We start from the raw sequence: 22,692 nt of genomic DNA on the forward strand, positions 1-22,692 counted from the left end.
ACCTTTAGTAATGAAACGATTATTTTTTTCTGTTTTTAGTTTAGTTATTCTAGCATCTTGTGGTAGTTCTTCAGAAACTGTAAAAACTCAAACAACCTCATCAAAATCAGTATCCTCAACCTATTGGCAACAACATGTTGATTATAAAATGACTATTGATATGGATGTAAACAACTACCAATATCAAGGAACACAAAACCTAGTTTATACAAACAACTCTCCTGATGTATTAAATCACGTGTATTATCATTTGTTTTTTAATGCCTTTCAACCTGGTAGCGAAATGGATGTACGCTCTAGAACTATTGCAGATCCTGATGGTCGTGTAGGAGATAGAATAAGTAAACTTAAGCCTAACGAAATAGGATATATTAACGTAACATCGCTAAAACAAAATGGTCAAGCTATCAATTACAAAACAGTAGGAACTATACTGCGTGTTAATTTAGCAAAACCTATTCAACCAGGAGAAAAAGTAACCTTTGATATGCAGTTTAATGCGCAAGTTCCTGTACAAATACGTCGTTCTGGTCGTAATAATGCAGAAGGCGTAGCGCTTTCAATGACACAATGGTACCCAAAACTAGCCGAGTATGATTTTGAAGGTTGGCATGCAGATCCATACATAGGCCGTGAATTTCATGGTGTTTGGGGTAATTTTGACGTGGCTCTTACTATAGATAAAAATTATGTTGTTGGCGGAACAGGTTATCTACAAGGAGAACCTAAAATTACTGGTAACAAAAAAACATTACATTTTTTAGCTCCAAATGTGCATGACTTTACTTGGGCAGCAGATCCTGATTACATTCATGATACTATGCAAGTTCCAAACGGACCACTTTTAAACTTTTATTACAAAAGCACATTAAGTGATGAAGCAAAAGAAAACTGGAAAAAACTACAACCAAAAACAGTTGAACTTATGCAGTATTTTAGTGAGCATATTGGTAAATATCCTTACGATCAATACTCTGTAATTCAAGGTGGTGATGGCGGCATGGAATATGCTATGTGTACGCTTATTACTGGTAAACGTAAATTTGGAAGTCTTGTAGGTGTTACTGCTCATGAATTAGCACATACGTGGTTTCAATTTTTACTAGCTTCAAACGAGTCTAAACACGAGTGGATGGATGAAGGTTTTACAAGCTACATTAGCGACTATGCTATGGATGCTATTATGAACCAAAACAAGAAAAACCCAACTCAAGGAGCCTACAGAAATTATATCTATTTAGCTAATTCAGGTAAAGAACAACCACTAACTACACATTCTGATCGTTATGCCATAAATATGGCTTATAGTATTGCTGCTTATAGCAAAGGTGAAGTGTTTTTAGCGCAATTAGGCTATGTAATTGGAGAAGAAAACCTTAAAAAAACAATCAAAAAGTATTATGATGACTTCTCTTTTAAGCATCCACGTCCTTTAGATATAATCAGAACTGCTGAAAAGTTAACAGATTTAGAACTTGATTGGTATTTAATAGACTTTGCTCAAACAACTAATACTATAGATTATGGCGTAAAAAGTGTAGAAGATAAAACCATTACTTTAGAGCGTATCGGACTTATGCCAATGCCTATAGACTTATCTGTTACTTATACTGATGGAACTACCGAAAATTTCTATATTCCTTTACGTATGATGCTTGGCGGAAAACCAACTACAGCTACAACAAAACCTGATTGGGCTTGGGCATATCCAACCTATACTTTAGAAACATCAAAAACAGTAAAATCTGTAGAAATTGATCCTAGCGGTTTTATGGCTGATGTAAACAGAGAAAATAATACCTTGGAAAAGTAATGCAAAAACTTTTTTTGATTTGTTTTTTAGTTATTATTCATTCTGTTTCTGCACAAGATAGAAATGTTGATAGTGAAAACGTAATTCAATGGCAAGAAGCTTATAGAATTGAAGTTTCTGATTTTAAAAAGAAACGCCTACCTAATGATAGCTATGCCTTTACGGCGTATAAAATTGAATTCTATCCGTCTGAAGTCATTGTAGATATGAACGATTATATCCAGGGGTACGAATCATTAACCGTTGTTGCAGAATTTCATATGGATAAATCTCATTTTGAGGCAGGCTATGAAAAAGATCTTTTAAAACACGAGCAAATTACCTTTGACATTGCAGAACTATTTGCAAGAAAAATTAGAAAACGTTTTGAAGAGCTAAAACAAAAGGAAGAAAAACGATTTGCAATGTACAATAATGAATATAGACAACTATGGAAAGCCTGTCTGAAATATCAACAAGAATTTAATAATGATACAAACAGTGGTTGGGGATCCCCTAAAAAAGTTGAAGAGTGGCAAAGCCGTATAAATCAAGAGCTAATGGATTTGAAAAAATATGCCATAAAACCTATATAAACAATTATTAAATATCTATAAAAAAACCACTTAATTTGATTAAGTGGTTTTTTTATTATAAAGACATTGTTACCTTTGATTTTCAATGAAAAATAGCTTTAAAAACACCGAAAAACTAAAAAGCAACAAGCTTATAGATCAATTATTTTCTGAAGGACAATCTGTTTCGGCATACCCTTTGCGTCTTGTTTTTTTAGAAACCACTTTTGATGATGCTGTAAATGCAAAAGCAAGTGTATCTGTTTCAAAACGTAACTTTAAAAACGCCGTTGATAGAAACCGTATTAAACGTTTAATGCGAGAAGCATATCGCCTTAATAAAACATCGCTTTTTAACAACATTTCAACACAATATGCGTTTATGTTTTTGTACATTGGAAAAGATAAACCCAGCTTATCTCAACTAGAAGTTTCTGTAAACAAACTTTTTAAAAAGTTATTAGAGAAATAACCCAATTAAACTACATGTGTATGAAAACGATTTTAACAGCATTTTTATTACTTTTTATACCATTAGCATGTTCAAATAATGCTGAAAACTCTAAAAACACTTATAATTCTCCAGAGGCTGATACTCCTGTTGTTTTATCAAAAACTTTAGAGTCACAAAACATTCAGTCAGACACACAAAATAACCTTGAACAGAAACTCATAAAAGAAGCTTTTTTAGTTTTTGAAACCCAAGATTTAGATAAAACCTTTGGTCAAGTAGTAACCTTCATAAACAATAATAAAGGTTATATTCAAAATGATAATTCTAGTAAATCTTACAACAGAGTTAGTCGTCAAATTACTGTACGTATTCCTACTCAAAATTTTCAACCAACCATAGATTCTATAAGTCAATCTGTAAAACATTTTGATAGAAAAAACATCAGTTCAAAAGATGTTACCGAAGAATTTATTGATTTAGAAGCCAGATTAAAAGCCAAAAGAGAACTAGAAAATCGATATTTAGAATTACTTGCTAAAGCAAAAAATGTAAAAGAAATTCTAGAAGTAGAAAAAGAGTTATCTCAAATAAGAGAAGATATTGAAGCTAAACAAGGACGTTTACAATACCTTCAAAACAAAGTGTCATTAAGCACAATTCATATTGAATTTTATAAAACAATAGCAACAGAAAGCGGCGTAACCGTTTCTTATGCTCAAAAAATGTGGAACGCCTTAAAATCTGGATTTAATGGCTTATCCTATTTTGTATTAGGACTGTTAACCATTTGGCCAGCAATTATTATAATAGGCTTTAGTATCTTTATGTTTAGAAGATGGCTTAAAAAAAGAAACAAATAGTCAGAGTTTGAAATTATAAACAGATGAAAAAATTACTTAAAAAAAGAATTTTAATACCAATATCAGCAGGAATTATATTTATTACAGGGTCTGCATTTCAAAATGACTTTTTTGAAATAGCTAAACAAATAGAAATATTTACAACACTTTACAAAGAAGTAAATATGAACTATGTTGATGAGACAAACCCTGCAGATTTAATGGATACGGCTATAAAAAGCATGCTCCAAGAACTAGATCCGTATACCCAATTTTACAATGAGCAAGATGTTGAAGCTGAAAAAATAAGACGTACAGGAGATTACACAGGTATTGGTGCCAATGTAAGAACACTTCAAGATAAACTAGTAATTATAGAACCTTATAAAGGATATCCTGCCGATGAAGCAGGCTTAAAAGCTGGTGATGAAATTATAAAAGTAAATAACACGCTTATTTCAACATATAAAGAAGATGCTGGAGATTTACTTAAAGGAACTCCAAACTCGTCTGTAAACGTGACCTATTTGCGTCAGGGAAAAGAATATACTACTACAATAAAGCGCTCTGAAATAGAAATAAATGCTGTACCTTATTTTTCTATGATAAATGATAAAACTGGATATATTGTTTTAAGTAAGTTTAATAACAAAGCAGCTTCTCAAACAGCTTATGCTGTAAGAGACTTAAAAGCACAAGGTGCAAAAAGTATTATTTTAGATTTACGCGGAAATCCTGGTGGATTACTCCTTGAAGCTGTAAAAATTGTTAATCTATTTGTTCCTAAAGGGCAAATTGTAGTAACCACAAAATCTAAAGTAAAAAAGTTTAACAGGTCATATTACACACAAAACGAGCCTTTAGATACCCAAATACCACTAGTTGTACTTATCAATGGTAAAAGTGCCTCTGCAAGTGAAATTGTTTCAGGATCATTACAAGATCTAGATCGTGCAGTTATTGTTGGTTCCAGAAGTTTTGGTAAAGGATTGGTACAACGCCCTAAACCACTTACTTATGGTACGCAATTAAAAATTACTATTTCTAGATATTACACACCTTCTGGCCGTTGTATACAAGCATTAGATTATTGGCATAGAGATGAAAATGGTAATGCAGTAAGAGTAGCTCAAGAAAATTATAACGAATTTAAAACCAAAAATGGTAGAAAAGTATTTGATGGTGGTGGCGTTTTTCCTGATGAAGCATTAGAAATTACAGAAAACTCACCTATTACAAAAGCTATTTCAAACGACTTTTTAATCTTTGATTATGCTACAGACTATTACTACAATCATTCAGTAAAAGATATTAATAATTTTGAGTTATCAGCTTCAGATTTTACCGACTTTAAAAACTATCTTAAAAGTAACAATTTCACATTTGTTACTGAAACCGAAAAATCGCTTTCTAAAGTATTAGAAAATGCCGTAAAAGAAGATTTAGATGATAATATTCAAAAAGATTATAACACCTTAATATCTAATTTAAATAACTCTAAAGCATTAGCTATAGATGAAAATAAGGATGAAATTTTATCGCTTCTTACTGATGAAATTGTAAAACGTTACGCCTACAGAGAAGGATTATATGATTACTACAAGCTTCATAATATTGAAATAAAAAAAGCTGCTGATATTTTATCAAATACAAGTAAATATAATAGCTATTTAAAATAATTTTACTATTTTGAAAATTAGCTAATTTTATAAGCTTACTCAATGAAAAATCTGTTTTTATTTATACTATTAACATCACATGTATTTTGGGCTCAAAATGATACTGAGCGCATTCATGAAGTATATTTTGAAACAGATAAATACGAAGTTCCTCCAACAGAGCACAACAGACTTTTATTATTTTTATCAGAAATAGAAAGTTTAGATATTGAAAAAATATCTATTTACGGATTTACTGATGATCGTGGTAGCGATTCCTATAATTTAGAATTATCTCAAAATAGAGCTAATGCCATAAAAACCATTTTCTCAAATAACGAATTTGATGAATCTATAATTACCAATGTAGATGGTAAAGGAAAAATTTTATTGAAATTAATAAAAGAAAGTAACGTAAATAAAATTCGTGGTTTAAATAGAAAAGTTGAAATAATTGTACAACCTTATTCACCACCTAGAAAAGAAAAAGTTGTTGAAAAGAAACCCGAATTAAAAGAAATTTTAAAAGGCGATATTAAGGCTGGTGATAAGTTTACTTTAGAAAATATTTTATTTAAAACTGGTTATAGCGTATTGCTTCCAGAATCTAAAAAAACACTTGAAGAAATAGCTAAAGTACTTGTAGAACGTAACGATATTTATTTTACCATTCAAGGTCATGTATGCTGCACAAAATACAGTAGAGATGCCATAGATAGAAAAACAAAAAAACGTAATTTATCTGTTACTAGAGCAAAATATATTTATGACTATTTAGCTAAAAAAGGAGTAGATAAACACCGCATGAAATATGTTGGTATGCGTCGTAAATTTCCGCTTGGTGGCGAACCAAAATATGATAGACGTGTGGAAATTTTGGTAACCTACGTTGGTGGTCAAGATAACTAGTTTACACTTTGTAAACCATTGCTATATGCGGAATGCCATCTTCAAGATAGTCTTCTCCTATTGCTTTAAACCCTAAATTATTATAAAACTTATTTAAGTAACATTGAGCTGATATTTTTATGTCGGTTTCGTTGTAGTGTTCTTTTATAGCTTGTATAGAAGCCTCCATAATATCATAACCATATTTATGCTGGCGTTCTTTTTTAGCAACTACAACTCTACCAATACTGGCTTTTTCAAAATAATCTCCTGGTTTAAAAATACGTGTGTAAGCTACTACAACATTGTTTTTATAACCTAAAACATGAAGTGCTTTTTGGTCTTTTCCATCAATATCTTGGTATACACAATCTTGTTCTACAACAAAAACTTCACTTCGTAATTGTAGTATATCATATAATTCTTGAGTAGTTAATTCTTGAAATGTTTTGGTTGTAATATCTAGCATTAGTCTTGTACGATAACTTCTTTAGGATCTTCTTTATTAAACTCTGGTTGTATGGTTACATGATTTATATTAAACTCGTCATGTAATAGGCTTTCTATTTCTAACAATAAGTCATTAAATTCTGATGTTGAAATATCTTCCTTTAAATCTAAATGCGCTTCTAAATGCAATTCGTCATCACTTAAATTCCATATATGCACATGGTGTAGTTTATTCACTTTTGGAAGCTTATTAACAACACGAACCACAGCTTTTATATCTATATGTTCTGGTGTAAAAAGCATCAGCATTTTAGTAGATGTTTTTAATAAATGATAACCAACAAAAATTAAATACACTGCTATTAAAAAGGTAAGCAAACTATCTACCCAAAACAACTGAAAATACTTCATTAATAAGCCACCTATCAATACTGCAACACTTGCTAACATATCTGTTAATAAATGTAAGTAAGCCGATTTTATATTAATATTATTATCAGAATCTTTTTTTAGCAGTAACACACTATAACCATTACCAGCTATTGCAATAAGAGACAACCAAATAACAAGGTTTGATTCTATATTTTGCGGATCTTGAAAACGCTCAATAGCTTCTTTTATAAGTATTACTGCAACAATTATTAAGGTTGCAGCATTTACAAAAGCCGCTAAAATTTCGGCACGTTTATAACCAAAAGTTCTATTTATTGATGCTTTTTGCTTTGATAATTTTGAAGCTATATAACTTACAATTAAAGACAGTACATCACTAAAATTATGCAGCGCATCACTTAACAACGATAAACTACCAGAAACCAAACCACCTATTACTTGAGCAACTGTAATTACAGTATTAAGTAATATGGTAATTAAAAGCTTTCGGCCTTTTAAATCTTTATGATCGTGGTTATGTGCATGCGAATGACTCATAGTTTACCAACTTAAAAATTGGTAATTAACAAGATAAAGGAATCTTATCAATACGGTTTTGATGACGACCACCTTCAAAAGCTGTATTTAAAAATACATCAACCATTTTTATAGCTTGCGGTATTGATGTAAAACGCGCAGGAATACAGATAATATTAGCATTATTATGTAATCGTGTGAGTTCAGTAATTTCGCTTGTCCAGCAAACGCCAGCTCTAACATTTTGATATTTATTTGCTGTCATAGCTACACCATTTGCGCTACCACAAATAAGAATACCAAAATCTACCTCTTTATTATTAACATCTTTAGCTACAGGATGTACAAAATCTGGATAATCTACACTATCTTCAGTATCTGTACCATAGTTTGTAATAGAATACCCTTTAGATTCTAAATGGTTTACAATAGCTTTTTTGTAATCTGGACCTGCGTGGTCGTTACCAATTGATAATTTCATGTTTTTGTTGTGTTGTTGTTGTAAAAGACATAAGATTATAATGTTGAAATAAACTTCAAAACATTACTATCTTAATTATTGAGTAAAGGTACAAAATGTCCTTATAAACACTTATGTTATGTAGGTAATAGTTAACAATTAATTAGCATTGTTAATAGTTTATCAAATAGTAGCTCATAACTTGTTAATAAATGTTTACTTCTTTCTGAAAGAAATATTTTTAAATCTCAATTTTATTTACAAACAAAAATTGAAACCAATAAACCAAAAAATAACTTCGCTTTTTTTAGCTGACTTTTAAGCCATCTTTTTTACGTTTATAAACATAGAAATTTGAAAATATTATCAATATTTGGTTATTAACATGAGTTATTAACAGCTGTTAATAGCTTTTAAAATAGTTCTAAAAATGAATGTATTAGATACGTTTCTAATGTTAACTAAATATCAATAGAATGTAAACTACGTGTTTTCAAAATAAAATTTAAAAAAGTTATTCCAGCTATTAACAAACAATAATAATCATTAATATTTTTTTTAAATTTTTAAAAAGAAAAGATATTATATATATAAATGTGAATAACTGCTTTCTGTTCATTTTATCAAATAGTAGTCTTCTATTTATTATTTCATTGTGTTATAAAACTATTAATTAATCTAGGCTGATAATTCATTTAATATTTAAATCGTAGCTTTGTATCAAATAACTTGGTGCAAGCACTTAAGGCATGAATAAGAAAAGAGTTTTAATGTCGAAGCAAGCCTAGGAAGATTTAAATCTCGATTATCGAGTAAACTTATAACCAGTACTTCACTTTTATTAGGTTATAAAATAACAGATTCCTATCTTTAATTAGGAAATGAAAATGATTACATAATACATGGCAAGAAAGAAAAAAAGGAAACCTTCACATAACAAGATTTCCAACCTTACTAATACAATCTTAAGTATTTTAAAAAAAGAGAAAAATAAAACGTTTAACTACAAACAAATAGCTGCAAAACTTGGTGTAAATGATGCCAGTAGCAGAAATCAAATTATAAAAAAACTTCAGCAACTTAAAGCGAAACAAGAAATAGAAGAAGTAGATCGTGGTAAATTTAAAGCCATTGTTACTGCAGAATATCACACAGGTATTCTAGACTTAAATGCAAAAGGTTCAGGTTACGTTATTTGTGACGATTTTGATGAAGATGTTTACATTGCTTCAAACAATATAAATAAAGCGTTAGATGGAGACGAAGTAGAATTCTATGTTTATAAACGTCGTAAACGCGGAAAGTTTGAAGGTGAAATTACCGAAATTATAAAACGTGCAAAAAGCGAATATGTTGGTGTCATTCAATTACATAGCAACTATGCTTTTGTAGTACCAGATAGCAATAAAATGTACAAAGATATTTTTGTACCAATTAATAAAACCTTTAAAGCTGAAGATGGTGACAAAGTATTAGTGTCTCTTGAAGATTGGCCTGAAAAAGCCGATTCTCCTTACGGAAAAGTAATAAAAGTTTTAGGAAAACCAGGAGATCATAATACCGAAATTCATGCCATTTTAGCTGAATATGGTTTGCCTTACGAATTCCCGTATGAGGTAGAAAATTATGCCAATAATATAGATACTTCAATCACGAAAGAAGAAATTGCTAAACGTCGTGATATGCGAGATGTGTTGACGTTTACTATCGATCCTAAAGATGCTAAAGATTTTGATGATGCCCTATCATTTCAAGTATTAGATGATGGTTTATACGAAGTTGGTATTCACATTGCCGATGTATCACATTACGTAAAACCAGATACAGTTTTAGATGACGAAGCTTACGAGCGTGCAACTTCAGTATATTTAGTAGATCGCGTGGTACCAATGTTACCTGAAATTCTATCTAACAACGCGTGTTCATTACGACCACATGAAGAAAAATATACCTTTTCAGCTGTTTTTAAAATTAATGACAAAGCTGAAGTTAAAGATCAATGGTTTGGTAGAACAGTCACTTATAGTGATGCACGTTTTGCATACGAAGAAGCGCAAGCCATTATAGAATCTAAAACAAACGAAATTCCTGCCGAAGTATCTCTAACAGGAAAAGCTTATAAAACCGATCAAAAAATAGCCGATGCTACATTAAAACTTGATGAATTGGCTAAAAAAATGCGTTCTAAACGTATGCGTTCTGGTGCCATTTCTTTTGATAAAGTAGAAGTGAAGTTCAACCTAGATGAAACCAATAATCCGGTTGGTGTGTTCTTTAAAATTTCAAAAGATGCTAACAAGTTAATTGAAGAATTTATGCTGTTAGCAAATAAAAAAGTAGCCGAATTTATAGGAAAACAAAAACCAGAAAAAACCTTTATATATCGTGTGCACGACGAACCAGACGATAGTAAATTGGCAGCTTTACAAAATATTGTTGGACGTTTTGGTTATAAACTCAATTTTAAAGACCGAAAAAGTACAACAGCTTCATTAAACAATTTATTAAAAGACGTTGCTGGTAAAAAAGAACAAAACCTGGTTGATACGCTTGCGATACGCAGTATGAGTAAAGCAGAGTATACCACGCACAACATAGGTCATTACGGATTAGCATTTGACTATTACAGTCATTTTACATCGCCTATACGTCGTTATCCTGATGTTATGGCACATCGTTTACTACAACATTATTTAGATGGCGGAAAAAGCGCTAATGAAGCTATTTATGAAGATAAATGTAAACATTCCAGTAATATGGAATATTTAGCAACAAAAGCTGAACGAGATAGTATCAAATACATGCAAATTAAATTTATGCAAGATCATAAAGACGAAGAATTTGTAGGCGTTATTTCTGGAGTGACAGATTGGGGAATTTATGTAGAAATTATTGATAACAAATGCGAAGGTATGGTTCGTATTCGTGATATAAAAGACGATTATTACGAGTTTGACGAAAGCCAATACGCTATTGTAGGTCGCGAAACCAAAAACATGTATCAATTAGGTGATGAAGTGATTGTAAAAGTAAAAGAAACCGATTTGGTTAAAAAACATTTAGATTTTACATTAATAGGAAAACACGAGTAATATGATTTTAACAACCACAAATACCATTGAAGGACATCAAATTATAGATTATTTAGGTTTAGTAACTGGAGTAGGCGTAAATAGTAAAAAAGTATCATTCTCCTTCAGTATGGATAAATTTTATAACTCGTTAGAGCAAAGTATTAACGAAGTTAAAGAAGATGTTTTTCAAAAATTACAACAAAATGCAATCAATTTAAAAGCAAATGCTGTAGTTGGAATACATTTAGACATAGAAACATTTCCTAACACAACAGCCATAATAGTTTCAGTAACAGGAACCGCAGTAAATGTGAAATAATCTTAATGAAATATTAAGTTTTTTCTCAAATGAAAGCGTTGTTTTATTTTTACATAAAATTATACACCATGAATATTAAAATAACTGCTTTTTTCTGTTTATTAACAACAATTTTAATGGCTCAAACACCAATAGAAAAAACTGTTGGAGAGTTTAAAGAATTAAAAGTTTACGATTTAATAGAAGTAGAGCTTATCAAATCAGATGTTGATAAAGTTGTTGTTTCAGGAAATTATGCCGAAGATGTAGTATTTATAAACAGAAACGGGAAACTAAAAGTTAGAATGACATTAGATAAAGTGTTTAAAGGAGATGAAACTACTGTAAAAGTTTATTACACAAGCATTGATATTATAGACGTTAACGAAGGTGCTTTTGTAGCTTCAAATGATACTATAAAACAATTTGAATTAGATTTAAACGCTCAAGAAGGTGGCGAAATAAAAGTAAACACTGAAGTAAGATTTCTTAATATAGATGCAAATACAGGAGGTATTGTAAGAACTTCTGGAACAGCAACAAATCAAGATATAGCTATATCTACTGGTGGTGTTGTTAAAAACAAAGAATTACAAACCGAAAACACTAAAATAATTATCAGAGCCGCAGGAGATGCTCATGTAGTAGCAACAAAACTTTTTGAAGCAAAAATACGTGCTGGCGGAAATATTTTTGTTTATGGTAAGCCAGAAACCATAGATGAAAACAAAGTATTTGGAGGTCATATTACTTACATAGAAGAATAGTAAATTTCTTTTGTTAAATTTGTGGAAACACAAATCCTAATATGCTTGATGATATTTTAGCGGCAATACCTTTTGGTATCATTCTCTCTTTTACCATTGGTCCTGTTTTTTTTGTTTTATTAGAAACTAGTGCAACCAAAGGTTTTAAAAGCGCACTTATTTTTGATTTAGGAGTTATCCTAGCAGATATTTTCTTTATAGTTGTAGCTTTTTACAGTACAAGTAAACTACTTGATAAAATAAAAGACGATCCAAATTTTTTAATTTTTGGCGGTGTTTTATTAGCAGTTTATGGGTTTATTTCTTTTATAAAAACTTCAAAATCATTTCGTGAAATTGTAAGGGAATATCATAAAATTGAAATTAAGAAAAACTTCGGAAAGCTATTTTTAAAAGGGTTTCTACTTAACTTTATAAATATTGGTGTTTTATTAGGTTGGTTAGGTTTTATTGTAATAGGGAATTCCTTAACAGAGACCAATGAAGGACTTTATATCTTTTTAGCTACCATTTTAATCGTCTATTTTTTAGTTGATTTAATAAAAATGGCTGTTGCTAAAACCCTTAAAAATAAGCTTACGCCAAAACGTATTTTTAAAACTAAAAAAATTGTAGCGCTCGTTATTATGGGCTTCGGAATTTTACTTTTGGTACAAGGTTTTTTCCCAAAAGAAAAAGAACTACTTAAAGATAAACTGGAGCAAATTAATCCTATTAAATAAAATATATAAAAAAACCTCCAAAAATACTTTGGAGGTTTTTTTTTGAGGCGTCGAGCGGATTCGAACCGCTGTACAAGGTTTTGCAGACCTCTGCCTAGCCACTCGGCCACGACGCCTTTAAGGGACAGCAAATGTAAAAAAAATTACGGTTTTACACCATATCCTTTTTGATTTTTCTTCTTTTCTGTCATTTTTATCGTTACCATTTCTACGTCACCACCTATTGGAGGGTTTAATTTACTTACACAAACAGTAACCTTTTTAACTTTTTTATCTTCTTTTAAAATACGCTTAATGATGCGTTTAGCAACAGTTTCAAGTAGGTGAGATGGTTGTCCCATTTCCTCTCTTACAATTCTGTTTAAAAACACATAATCTACAGTATCACTTAAAGCATCAGTTTTAGCAGATTCTTTTAAATTAGCTTTAACTTCTAAATCTACTCTATAGTCACTACCAATTTTTGTTTCTTCTGTAAGACATCCATGGTGTGCATAAATCCTAATGTTTTCAACTTTTATAATTCCCATAAAACAAAAATAAGACACCTTTAGTCACTTCGGGTAAATTTCTGAAAGAAATTTGTATCGATAAAGTTAATTAGTAAAGAAATCAAATACGTTGCTTATCGCGCTAGTTTTGGTTTTATAAAATTCTGTATACGTACAGCGTTCACATGTTACCGCTGTAAATTTCTGATTTTGAATATCAAATATTTTTGATAAAGTACCTCCAGTAGCACGCATTTGTCCTACTTTATATGTTCTGTTGTGACATTTTGGGCATTCGTAATTTCTATGTTGCATGGTTTTTGGTTTTATTTATAGGTAGTAAAAACAATTGATATGTTACATTTTATAAGTTATTACAACATTAAATTCATATAAATTTATCTAATTTTGTACTTCTCATTTTGAAGGTAAAATAGATTATGTCAGAAGAAACAAAATCACTCAATTTTATTGAGCATATTATAGAAGAAGATTTAACAAACGGATTAGAAGCTTCTAAATTACGTTTTCGTTTTCCACCAGAACCAAACGGTTATTTACACATTGGGCATACTAAAGCCATAGGTATTAGTTTTGGTTTGGGTGAAAAGTATAACGCACCTGTAAATCTTCGTTTTGATGATACCAATCCAGCTAAAGAAGAGCAAGAATATGTAGATGCTATTAAGAAAGATGTAGCGTGGTTAGGGTATCAATGGGAAAATGAATTATACTCATCAGATTATTTTCAGCAATTATATGATTGGGCTGTTTTATTAATAAAACAAGGTAAAGCTTATGTCGATTCGCAATCTAGCGAAGCTATGGCAGAACAAAAAGGAACACCAACACAACCAGGAGTTGATGGTCCTTATCGCAATCGTTCGGTTAAAGAAAACCTAGAATTGTTTGAACGTATGAAAGCAGGCGAATTCAACGAAGGTGATCATATTTTACGTGCAAAAATAGACATGCAACATCCTAATATGTTAATGCGTGACCCAATCATGTATCGTATTCTTAAAAAAGCACATCACAGAACAGGAAACGATTGGTGTATTTACCCAATGTACGATTGGACACATGGTGAAAGCGATTATATCGAGCAAATTTCGCATAGTTTATGTTCGCTTGAATTTAAGCCGCATAGAGAGCTTTACGACTGGTTTAAGGAGCAAGTGTATGAGTATTCAAAAAACACTTATCCAATGCTTCCTAAACAGCGTGAGTTTGCACGTTTAAATTTAAGTTATACCATTATGAGTAAGCGTAAGCTACTTAAGTTGGTTGAAGATGGTATTGTAAACGGTTGGGATGATCCTAGAATGCCTACTATTTCTGGGTTAAGACGTCGTGGTTATACACCAGAATCTATCCGAAATTTCATTGAACGTGTTGGTGTTGCTAAACGCGAAAATGTTATTGATGTGTCTTTATTAGAATTTTGTGTTCGTGATCACTTAAACAAAACTGCACCACGTGTTATGGCAGTTTTAGATCCATTAAAAGTGGTGATTACAAATTATCCTGACGATAAAGTAGAATGGTTAGAGGCTGAAAATAATCCTGAAGACGAACAAGCAGGTTCTAGAGAAGTTCCTTTTTCAAAAGAAATATATATTGAAAAAGCCGATTTTAAAGAAGAAGCAGGAAGTAAGTTTTTCAGGTTAAAACTTGGTGGTGAAGTTCGTTTAAAAAACGCTTACATCATTCAAGCAAATGAGGTTGTAAAAGATGCTAACGGACACATTACCGAAGTACATTGTACTTACGATACTGATACGTCTAAAAAAGTAAAAGGAACACTACATTGGGTATCAATTAAGCATGCTGTTGAAGCTGAAGTTAGAGAATATGATCGTTTGTTTATGGATGAAGCTCCAGATAGTCATCAAGACAAAGACTTTATGGAATTTTTAAATCCTAATTCGTTAAACATTACCAAAGCATTTGTTGAGCCTAGTTTAAAAGAAGCCAAAGTAGGAGATAGGTTCCAATTTCAACGTTTAGGATATTTTAATGTTGATAACGATTCTACATCTAATGCTTTAGTATTTAATAAAACAGTTGGATTGCGTGATACTTGGGAAAAACAAAAACCACAAGAAAAACCGCAACAACAAAACAAACCTAAACCGCAACAACAGCGTAAAGCAATTAATGTTATTCAGCAATTAGGAAAAAAGTACACGAATTACCCAGAAGATAAGCAAGCAAAAGTAAAAGCTGAAATTCTTGAATTAGCCAATGAGGTTAGTTATGACGAGTTAGAGCCTTTATTTGGAACTGCTGTAAAAAAGGTTGGAACACGCATTGCTGCTATGCTTACTTTAAAAGTATTATTAGCAAATGGTTTAGAAAAAAACGATGCTATTAATGAGTTTATAGAAAAAGCTTTAGAAGATAAAAATGCATTGTTGGTAGAAGAAGCTAAAGCGCTTTAATAGATAATAAAACAGAAATTGTATTTCAATAATTACTATCTTTAGTACACTAACTAAAACATGACATTATGGAAATCAATTTTTTATCACTTTTAGCAGCTGCAGTTTCTGCATTGATAATTGGTGCAATTTGGTACAATCCAAAAGTATTTGGTACAGCTTGGATGAAAGCTGCAGACATGACCGAAGAAAAAATGCAAGGCGCCAATATGGCTAAAATTTTTATCCTTGCATTTATTTTTGCGTTCTTATTAGCCTTTGCTTTACAGTTTTTAACCATTCATCAAACTGGTGCTTTAGGTATGGTTGGTGGCGATCCTAGTCTTGCAAAACCATCTTTTGAAGCATTTATGGCAGATTATGGTACTGCTTTTAGAACCTTTAAACATGGTGCTTTACATGGCACAATTGCAGGAATCTTTATCGCATTACCAATTCTTGGAACCAATGCACTTTTTGAAAGAAAAGGTGCCAAATACATTTTTATTAATGCTGGCTATTGGATTGTTACTATGGCAATCATGGGAGGCATTGTTTGCGGATGGCAATAAATTTTGTAATGAATTATAACATAAAAAGACTGATATAAGCGTTCAGTCTTTTTCTTTTTACATTGATACACTTTAAAATATACAATTCTCAAAATGATTTACCTGATTCGTGGCAAGCACTAACCACGCATGATGTATTTCTCCAAAAGCCCTATTTAACTGCTGTTGAAAATGCCTCACCAGATAATATGTCATGGTATTATGTAGGTGTTTTTAATGCTGAAAATTTAGTGGGTATTGCTATCATTCAGCGTGTGCAATTGTATGTTGAAGATATTTTTAGAAACCATAAAGATTCTTGTTTTCAAGAACGCGTAAAACATTATGTTTCTAAAGTGCTTAAAGGAAATGTTTTGGTTGTTGGAAACCTTATGCATACAGGACAACACGGTTTGTATTTTAATGCTGAAGCCATATCAGAACGTGATTTTCTTTTCTGTGTTTTTGAGGCTGTTTATCAGTTGAAAAAAGACATAAAATCATCAAAAGGAAAAACCATAAGGACCATAATTTTTAAAGACTATTTTGAAGATGATTCTATTCATTCTTATTCAGAATTGTTTAAAACGAATACATTCAGAAAAGTCTCGGTTCAACCCAATATGATTATGCCAACGCATAAGAATTGGAATACCTTTAACGATTATCAAACCAGTTTAAATAAAAAATACCGAAGACGTTTAAAAACAGCTCGTAAAAAGGCGAGTGCTATTCAAAAGAAAGAATTAGACCTTGATGCTATTGAAGCTCATTCTGAATTGTTATTTAGGCTTTATAAGAACGTTTCTGATAACGCAAGGATAAATACCTTTATACTTCCTAAAAACCATTTCTATACGCTTAAAAAAGAACTTAAAGACCAATTTAAAGTCTTTGCGTATTATCTTGATGATACTATTGTGGGTTTTTATACATTAATTCTGAATAACAAGGTGCTTGAAACCTATTTTCTTGGGTATGATAGTGCACATCAATACAACCATCAATTGTATTTGAATATGCTGTACGATATGGCAGAATTTTCTATAAACAACAAATTTGAACAGACTGTTTATGCTAGAACAGCTATGGAAATAAAGAGTTCAGTAGGAGCAAAGCCTAAAAACATGTTCATATACTTAAAGCATACAAATGTGTTGTTAAATGCTGTTTTAAATTTGATTTTTAGCCTAATGAATCCAACAAGAGATTGGGAAGAACGTCATCCTTTTAACTAAACATTAATATGGGCTCACATATTTTTTTCGTAAATTATCTGTAATACTTTTTAGGTCAAACAAGAAAATATTAATGATATGAAAACAGTTAAAACGTTACTTTCAGAAATAACAGCATTAACAAGAGAAATTGAAACCAATTATCCTGAAATCTATGAGCATTTGGATGAAAACCCAATGACTATTCCTAGTATGGAATCTCCTAAAGTAGATGCTAAAGAACTAGAATCATATCTAAATAGCTTAAAAGAATTAGTAAAAAATCATAAAGAAAAACACTAAATACTAATTTAAAGATTGATTTAATCTTTCTATTTCAGAGTCCAGTTTAATTTTGGAACTAATATCAATAAGCTGTGTATTAATAGTTAGTTCCTTATTGTTTTTAGTTTTAATTTTTATGCTTTCGGGAAGCGTAATTATTTTATTAATGTCTTTTATCAAAATACTTTTTCCAAACAATGCATTTTCTTTTATAGCATCTTTGGTAAGTGTTATGTATTGTTTTTTCTGTTCATACAGATATATAAAGAGATAAAAAAGACCTAAAAAGATGGTGAAGTAATCATTCCATTTTACTTCACCATAAAGTATTCCAACAATTCCAAGACTTAACCAAGCTAAACCAAGGCATAAATTAAAAATTAAACGCTTACGTTTATATTTAATTAAAACCACTATTTATCTTCTTTCTTCTTGTTTTTAGCCTCTTTCATTGCTTCACCAATTTGGTTACTTGCAGTAAAGCTAGCCACCATTTCATTAAGCATATTGCTTCCTGCTTGAGGTGCGTTTGGTAATAAAATTAAGTTACTATTAGTTTCTTCTCCTAACGATTGTAATGTGTCGTAATGTTGTGTTACAACTATTAATGCAGAGGCTTCTTGTGAGTTAATACCAACGCGATTTAGAACTTCAACTGATTCTTCTAAACCACGAGCAATCTCACGTCTTTGATCGGCAATACCTTGACCTTGTAAACGCTTACTTTCAGCTTCAGCTTTTGCTTTTTCAACAATTAAAATACGTGCAGCATCACCTTCGTATTGAGCGGCTGTTTTTTCACGTTCGGCAGCGTTAATACGGTTCATTGCAGCTTTTACTTGTGCATCAGGATCAATATCTGTTACCAAGGTTTTAATGATATCGAAACCGTATTCTAGCATGGCGTCATTAAGTTCGGCTTTTACAGCTAAAGCAATATCATCTTTTTTCACAAAAACGTCGTCTAATTTCATTTTTGGCACTTCGGCACGTACTACATCAAATACATAACTTGTAATTTGCTCGTGCGGATAATCTAACTTATAAAAGGCATCATAAACTTTTTGACTTAATACACGGTATTGTACAGATACTTTAAGCCTAACAAAAACATCGTCTAATGTTTTAGTCTCAACAATGACATCTAATTGCTGAATTTTTAAGCTTAATCGACCTGCAATTTTATCTATTAAAGGAATTTTTAAGTGAAGACCAGATTGTCTTATACTATGAAATTTTCCGAAACGTTCTATAATTACCGCTGTTTGTTGTTTTACAACAAAAAATGATGATATTAAGATGATTAATCCGAAGAAAATAATTGGAACGAAAATAAATTGACCCATAATAGTTGTTTTATAAATTAAAAATAAGGTTCACTAATTTAAGCTATATTTGTTGCAATTCATATAAAAAATTGCATGAGAATACATAGGCTTATTTTATTAGTAGCATTAACCATAGGTTTTGTTACAACAAGTTTTTCACAACACCAACGATATCGTATTCAAAATGGTATAGGTATTTATGGTGGTATTACCCAATTTGATTTCTCTACTAAAAACTTTACGACAAAAGCCGAACAAGGCTGGTTGGTTGGTGCATCTGCTACGGTTGATATTCCTCATAAGTGGTATAATATGAGTTATAGCATTCAGTTAGCCGAAAATAAAATTGGTATTGCTGCTAGGCAAAACGCGACTGTTTTTTCTGAAGAATTTTTAGATTATAAACTTTTTACAGCTCAAATAGCTTTGTTAATGCATGTGAAATTAATTGGACCTTATGTGACATTAGATGTTGGACCAATGTTGCAATATAATGGCGATTTAGAACTAAAAGATGATAATAAAGAAAACTATATCATTAATTCATACGCCAATTTAATGGCTAAAGATATTTCTGAAATATCTAAATTTAATGTTGATGGTGCTGTTGGAATATCTGCCGGAATAAGCCATTTTAGACTCAAAGCACAATATATTTATGGTTTTTTAAATAGTTTTAATAAACTAAACGATGCAAACCTTGATAGAACAGGAAACCCTAATTCGTTTAAAGGAAACCAATCTATGCTAGTATTTACAGCGATGGTTTCTTTTTAATTATAGAAAATATTATAAGAATAAAAAAGCACGTTTTTTAACGTGCTTTTTTGTTTATAAGGTGTTTATGGTATTTTCTATTCGGCGTAAACTTTCATCTTTTCCAATAAGATACATAATATCAAAAACATCGGGACCTTGTAAAGCGCCTACAAGAGCTAGTCGTAATGGCATCATAACTTTTCCAAAACCAATTTCTTTTGAAGTAATCCAACCTTTAACAGTTGTTTGAATGGTATCTACTGTAAAATCTTCAATGTTTGAAATTATACCTGTAAGTTCTGTCATTAGCTCTGCAGAACCTTCTTTCCATGCTTTTTTTACAGATTTTTCATCTAAATCTGATGGCGTTTCAAAAAAGAAGTGTCCTAAATTCCAGAAATCATCTACAAATGTTGCGCGTTCTTTTATAAGATTAATAACTAACGCAATGTAATTTACATCAATATCTTTTAGTTCAGGGTATAAAAGTTTAAACTGTTCTGCAAGTATATCGTTATTTTGTTCTTGCATGTAGTGATGATTAAACCACTTTATTTTGTCTGGATCAAAACGCGCTCCAGATTTATTTACGCGGCTTAAATCAAAAGCTTGAATAAGTTCATCTAAACTAAAAATTTCTTGTTCTGTTCCTGGGTTCCATCCTAAAAAGGCTAAAAAGTTAACAACAGCTTCAGGAAAATAACCATCTTCTCTGTATCCTCTAGAAATATCACCTGTTTTCTCATCTTTATAAGCTAATGGAAATACAGGAAAACCTAATTTATCTCCATCACGCTTACTTAATTTTCCTTTTCCAGTAGGTTTTAATATTAAAGGTAAATGAGCAAATTTTGGTGCTTCCCAACCAAAGGCTTTATATAGTTGATAATGTAATGCTAAAGAAGGTAACCATTCTTCACCACGAATTACATGAGTAATTTTCATTAGGTAGTCATCAACAATATTTGCCAAGTGATAAGTTGGCATGCCATCTGCTTTAAATAATACTTTATCATCTAAAATGTTAGTATCTATCGTGATATTACCACGTATAATATCAGTAAGATGTAAAGTTTCATCTTGAGGCGATAAAAATCTGATAACATAATCTTCACCTGCGTCAAGCTTTGCTTTTACATCAGCTTCAGAAAGTGACAAAGAGTTATTTAATTTTAATCTATTATGCCAGTTGTATATAAATGTTTTTCCTTTAGCTTCATGATTTTTTCTATGAGCATCTAGTTCTTCAGCAGTGTCAAACGCATAGTACGCATTGCCAGAAGCAATTAATTGATCGGCATATTGTTTGTATAAATGCTTGCGCTCACTTTGTCTGTATGGGCCGTATTTTTCATTGGTTCCTACGCCTTCATCAAAAGGAATTCCACACCATTTTAGCGATTCTATTATGTAGTTTTCAGCACCTTCAACATAACGATTTTGGTCTGTATCTTCAATACGCAATACAAAAGTACCGTTGTGTTTTTTTGCAAATAAGTAATTAAATAAAGCAGTACGAACACCACCAATATGTAGCGGTCCTGTTGGGCTTGGTGCAAATCGCACGCGAACATCTTTTTTCATGGCTTATTATTTATGCCGCAAAGATAAAACGATATTTAGGAATAGAAATAGTTAAGTTAAAATCATTTCACGTGGAACACGTTTATTCATAATTTTAAACCACAATGGTGGAAACATAGCTAAAACCATTGAAGTTGGATAACCATAAGGCATTTGCGGGCTTTCATCATGGCAATCTAAAACTTGATACTTTTTTGAAGACTTAAAATGATGATCACTATGCCTTGTGAGTTCATAAAGTACAATTCTTCCAATAACATGGTTAGAGTTCCAAGAATGAATTTCTTTTACACGCTCATATCTACCAGATTTTGTTTTTAATCTTAATAAACCATAATGTTCAATATAGTTAACTGTTTCAAGAAGAATAAAACCTATAATAGCTGCTGAAAGAATAAAGATTAAACCTAAAATTCCGAAAAAGAAAAACATAATAATTAAATATCCTGTTTGTAGTAAAACATACCAAAACATGTCATTTTTTAGTGAAAAAAAGCCTTTTTTACTGTTTTTAAGCAGTTTTAATTGAATTTTCCAAGCATTAGCATATTGTCTAAAAACAGATGTTATCCAAAAAGAATATACCGTTTGGTTATATTTTGCTGTTGCTGGATCTTGTGGTGTTGCTGCATGTAAATGATGCCCAAAATTATGTTCAATATAAAAATGCATGTATAAAGAGGGAAGAAGCAATGCTTTTCCTAAAAAGCGCTCGTTTGTAGATTGCCTATGACCAAGTTCATGACCCACATTTATGCCGTTTACACCCAATACAATACCTACAGAAAGGATTAAACCAATAAACTCAAAAGTTTCAATTGTTGAATTTGAAGCTTCATAAACACCAAACAATAAGACGCCATAAACAATAGGTAAGTTAAGATATAACAACCAATCAAAGAGTTTAAGCTTTAACTTACTAGAAACTTCGTTAGGAGATAAATTGTATGTGTTAATGGGAAAAATTAGTTCTAAAATAGGAATTATTACAAAAGCAAAAATAGGCGTGAGGTAAGCAAAATAGCCTTTAAAATAGATGCTAATACATGCAACTATAGGAATTGAAAAAGCAGCTAAATATTTTAAATCTTTCATAATTAAGAACAAAACGTGGTCTTAAATTTAAGACATCTTCTCGAAATTAACAGAATCTTACCAAGCTAAAGTA

General features: G+C 31.1%; 24 protein-coding genes and 1 tRNA gene. 15 read left to right on the forward strand and 10 right to left on the reverse strand.

Annotated elements, in window-relative coordinates; translation table 11 throughout:
- Positions 1-10 precede the first annotated feature (10 nt).
- The 6 genes from ABD690_RS03080 (at position 11) to ABD690_RS03105 (ending at position 6,227) form a co-directional block, all read left to right on the forward strand.
- Positions 11-1,813: a M1 family metallopeptidase gene (locus ABD690_RS03080; RefSeq protein ID WP_344726930.1), complete on the forward strand. Its 1,803-nt coding sequence runs from the start codon at positions 11-13 to the stop codon at positions 1,811-1,813.
- Positions 1,813-2,388, forward strand: coding sequence for a hypothetical protein (locus ABD690_RS03085; protein ID WP_344726932.1), 576 nt, complete (start codon positions 1,813-1,815; stop codon positions 2,386-2,388). The genes ABD690_RS03080 and ABD690_RS03085 overlap by 1 nt, the downstream gene beginning before the upstream one ends.
- An 85-nt stretch (positions 2,389-2,473) precedes the next feature.
- Positions 2,474-2,839 carry a ribonuclease P protein component gene (gene rnpA, locus ABD690_RS03090; protein ID WP_344726934.1) on the forward strand — a complete coding sequence of 122 codons (366 nt, stop codon included), beginning with the start codon at positions 2,474-2,476 and terminating at the stop codon, positions 2,837-2,839.
- Between the two features lie 20 nt (positions 2,840-2,859).
- Positions 2,860-3,681 carry a DUF4349 domain-containing protein gene (locus tag ABD690_RS03095; RefSeq protein WP_344726936.1) on the forward strand — a complete coding sequence of 274 codons (822 nt, stop codon included), beginning with the start codon at positions 2,860-2,862 and terminating at the stop codon, positions 3,679-3,681.
- Between the two features lie 23 nt (positions 3,682-3,704).
- Complete coding sequence (locus ABD690_RS03100; RefSeq protein WP_344726938.1) at positions 3,705-5,339, forward strand: S41 family peptidase; 1,635 nt, start codon at positions 3,705-3,707, stop codon at positions 5,337-5,339.
- 42 nt (positions 5,340-5,381) lie between these two features.
- Positions 5,382-6,227: an OmpA family protein gene (locus ABD690_RS03105; protein ID WP_344726940.1), complete on the forward strand. Its 846-nt coding sequence runs from the start codon at positions 5,382-5,384 to the stop codon at positions 6,225-6,227.
- Position 6,228: 1 nt separating this feature from the next.
- Here ABD690_RS03105 and ABD690_RS03110 read toward each other — a convergent pair whose 3' ends face one another.
- The 3 genes from ABD690_RS03110 to rpiB are packed head-to-tail and all read right to left on the reverse strand — an operon-like array spanning position 6,229 to position 8,046.
- Complete coding sequence (locus tag ABD690_RS03110) at positions 6,229-6,675, reverse strand: GNAT family N-acetyltransferase (protein ID WP_343795268.1); 447 nt, start codon at positions 6,673-6,675, stop codon at positions 6,229-6,231.
- Positions 6,675-7,586: a cation diffusion facilitator family transporter gene (locus tag ABD690_RS03115; protein ID WP_344726943.1), complete on the reverse strand. Its 912-nt coding sequence runs from the start codon at positions 7,584-7,586 to the stop codon at positions 6,675-6,677. The genes ABD690_RS03110 and ABD690_RS03115 overlap by 1 nt, the downstream gene beginning before the upstream one ends.
- Positions 7,587-7,611: 25 nt before the next feature.
- On the reverse strand, positions 7,612-8,046 hold the full coding sequence (gene rpiB / locus ABD690_RS03120) for a ribose 5-phosphate isomerase B (protein WP_129759810.1): 435 nt from the start codon (positions 8,044-8,046) through the stop codon (positions 7,612-7,614).
- An 881-nt stretch (positions 8,047-8,927) separates the two neighbouring features.
- Here rpiB and rnr point away from each other — a divergent pair.
- The 4 genes from rnr to ABD690_RS03140 all read left to right on the forward strand — a co-directional run bounded on the left by rnr (position 8,928) and on the right by ABD690_RS03140 (position 12,886).
- Entirely contained in the window at positions 8,928-11,117 is a 2,190-nt protein-coding gene (rnr, locus tag ABD690_RS03125) for a ribonuclease R (RefSeq protein ID WP_344726946.1), read from the forward strand.
- Position 11,118: 1 nt separating this feature from the next.
- Complete coding sequence (locus tag ABD690_RS03130; RefSeq protein ID WP_344726948.1) at positions 11,119-11,418, forward strand: heavy metal-binding domain-containing protein; 300 nt, start codon at positions 11,119-11,121, stop codon at positions 11,416-11,418.
- Between the two features lie 68 nt (positions 11,419-11,486).
- Complete coding sequence (locus ABD690_RS03135) at positions 11,487-12,164, forward strand: head GIN domain-containing protein (protein WP_344726950.1); 678 nt, start codon at positions 11,487-11,489, stop codon at positions 12,162-12,164.
- Positions 12,165-12,205: 41 nt separating this feature from the next.
- Positions 12,206-12,886: a LysE family translocator gene (locus tag ABD690_RS03140; protein WP_344726953.1), complete on the forward strand. Its 681-nt coding sequence runs from the start codon at positions 12,206-12,208 to the stop codon at positions 12,884-12,886.
- Between the two features lie 45 nt (positions 12,887-12,931).
- On the opposite strand, the gene ABD690_RS03145 is transcribed toward ABD690_RS03140, so the two are convergent.
- The 3 genes from ABD690_RS03145 to ABD690_RS03155 form a co-directional block, all read right to left on the reverse strand.
- Positions 12,932-13,002, reverse strand: a tRNA-Cys gene (locus ABD690_RS03145).
- Between the two features lie 27 nt (positions 13,003-13,029).
- Positions 13,030-13,416: a dihydroneopterin aldolase gene (gene folB / locus ABD690_RS03150; RefSeq protein WP_344726956.1), complete on the reverse strand. Its 387-nt coding sequence runs from the start codon at positions 13,414-13,416 to the stop codon at positions 13,030-13,032.
- Positions 13,417-13,482: 66 nt separating this feature from the next.
- Positions 13,483-13,692 (reverse strand): zinc ribbon domain-containing protein, encoded by a 210-nt coding sequence (locus tag ABD690_RS03155; RefSeq protein ID WP_344726958.1) that lies wholly within the window; start codon positions 13,690-13,692, stop codon positions 13,483-13,485.
- Positions 13,693-13,817: 125 nt separating this feature from the next.
- Here ABD690_RS03155 and ABD690_RS03160 point away from each other — a divergent pair, with 125 nt between their 5' ends.
- The 4 genes from ABD690_RS03160 to ABD690_RS03175 all read left to right on the forward strand — a co-directional run bounded on the left by ABD690_RS03160 (position 13,818) and on the right by ABD690_RS03175 (position 17,871).
- The gene (locus tag ABD690_RS03160) at positions 13,818-15,821 is read left to right on the forward strand and encodes a glutamine--tRNA ligase/YqeY domain fusion protein (protein ID WP_344726960.1); all 2,004 of its coding nucleotides are present in this window, start codon (positions 13,818-13,820) and stop codon (positions 15,819-15,821) included.
- 68 nt (positions 15,822-15,889) lie between these two features.
- The gene (locus tag ABD690_RS03165; protein ID WP_344726962.1) at positions 15,890-16,372 is read left to right on the forward strand and encodes a DUF1761 domain-containing protein; all 483 of its coding nucleotides are present in this window, start codon (positions 15,890-15,892) and stop codon (positions 16,370-16,372) included.
- 62 nt (positions 16,373-16,434) lie between these two features.
- The gene (locus tag ABD690_RS03170) at positions 16,435-17,589 is read left to right on the forward strand and encodes a GNAT family N-acetyltransferase (RefSeq protein ID WP_344726964.1); all 1,155 of its coding nucleotides are present in this window, start codon (positions 16,435-16,437) and stop codon (positions 17,587-17,589) included.
- A 78-nt stretch (positions 17,590-17,667) separates the two neighbouring features.
- A complete protein-coding gene (locus ABD690_RS03175; protein ID WP_344726966.1) occupies positions 17,668-17,871 on the forward strand; it encodes a hypothetical protein in 204 nt (67 codons plus the stop codon).
- A gap of 3 nt (positions 17,872-17,874) precedes the next feature.
- On the opposite strand, the gene ABD690_RS03180 is transcribed toward ABD690_RS03175, so the two are convergent.
- Together ABD690_RS03180 and ABD690_RS03185 are read right to left on the reverse strand one after the other, a co-directional pair.
- Positions 17,875-18,267 (reverse strand): hypothetical protein, encoded by a 393-nt coding sequence (locus tag ABD690_RS03180; RefSeq protein ID WP_344726968.1) that lies wholly within the window; start codon positions 18,265-18,267, stop codon positions 17,875-17,877.
- Entirely contained in the window at positions 18,267-19,199 is a 933-nt protein-coding gene (locus tag ABD690_RS03185; protein WP_344726970.1) for an SPFH domain-containing protein, read from the reverse strand. The genes ABD690_RS03180 and ABD690_RS03185 overlap by 1 nt, the downstream gene beginning before the upstream one ends.
- 75 nt (positions 19,200-19,274) lie before the next feature.
- On the opposite strand from ABD690_RS03185, the gene ABD690_RS03190 reads away from it, so the two are divergent.
- Entirely contained in the window at positions 19,275-19,958 is a 684-nt protein-coding gene (locus ABD690_RS03190) for a hypothetical protein (RefSeq protein WP_344726972.1), read from the forward strand.
- A gap of 54 nt (positions 19,959-20,012) precedes the next feature.
- Here the strand turns inward: ABD690_RS03190 and gltX are convergent, their stop codons facing one another.
- Both gltX and ABD690_RS03200 read right to left on the reverse strand, forming a co-directional pair.
- Positions 20,013-21,524: a glutamate--tRNA ligase gene (gltX, locus tag ABD690_RS03195; RefSeq protein WP_344726974.1), complete on the reverse strand. Its 1,512-nt coding sequence runs from the start codon at positions 21,522-21,524 to the stop codon at positions 20,013-20,015.
- Positions 21,525-21,575: 51 nt separating this feature from the next.
- Positions 21,576-22,619, reverse strand: a complete 1,044-nt coding sequence (locus tag ABD690_RS03200; RefSeq protein ID WP_344726976.1) for an alkane 1-monooxygenase — start codon at positions 22,617-22,619, stop codon at positions 21,576-21,578.
- Positions 22,620-22,692 lie beyond the last annotated feature (73 nt).

It is taken from the genome of Corallibacter vietnamensis, assembly GCF_039537875.1.
Taxonomy (GTDB): Bacteria; Bacteroidota; Bacteroidia; order Flavobacteriales; family Flavobacteriaceae; genus Corallibacter; species Corallibacter vietnamensis.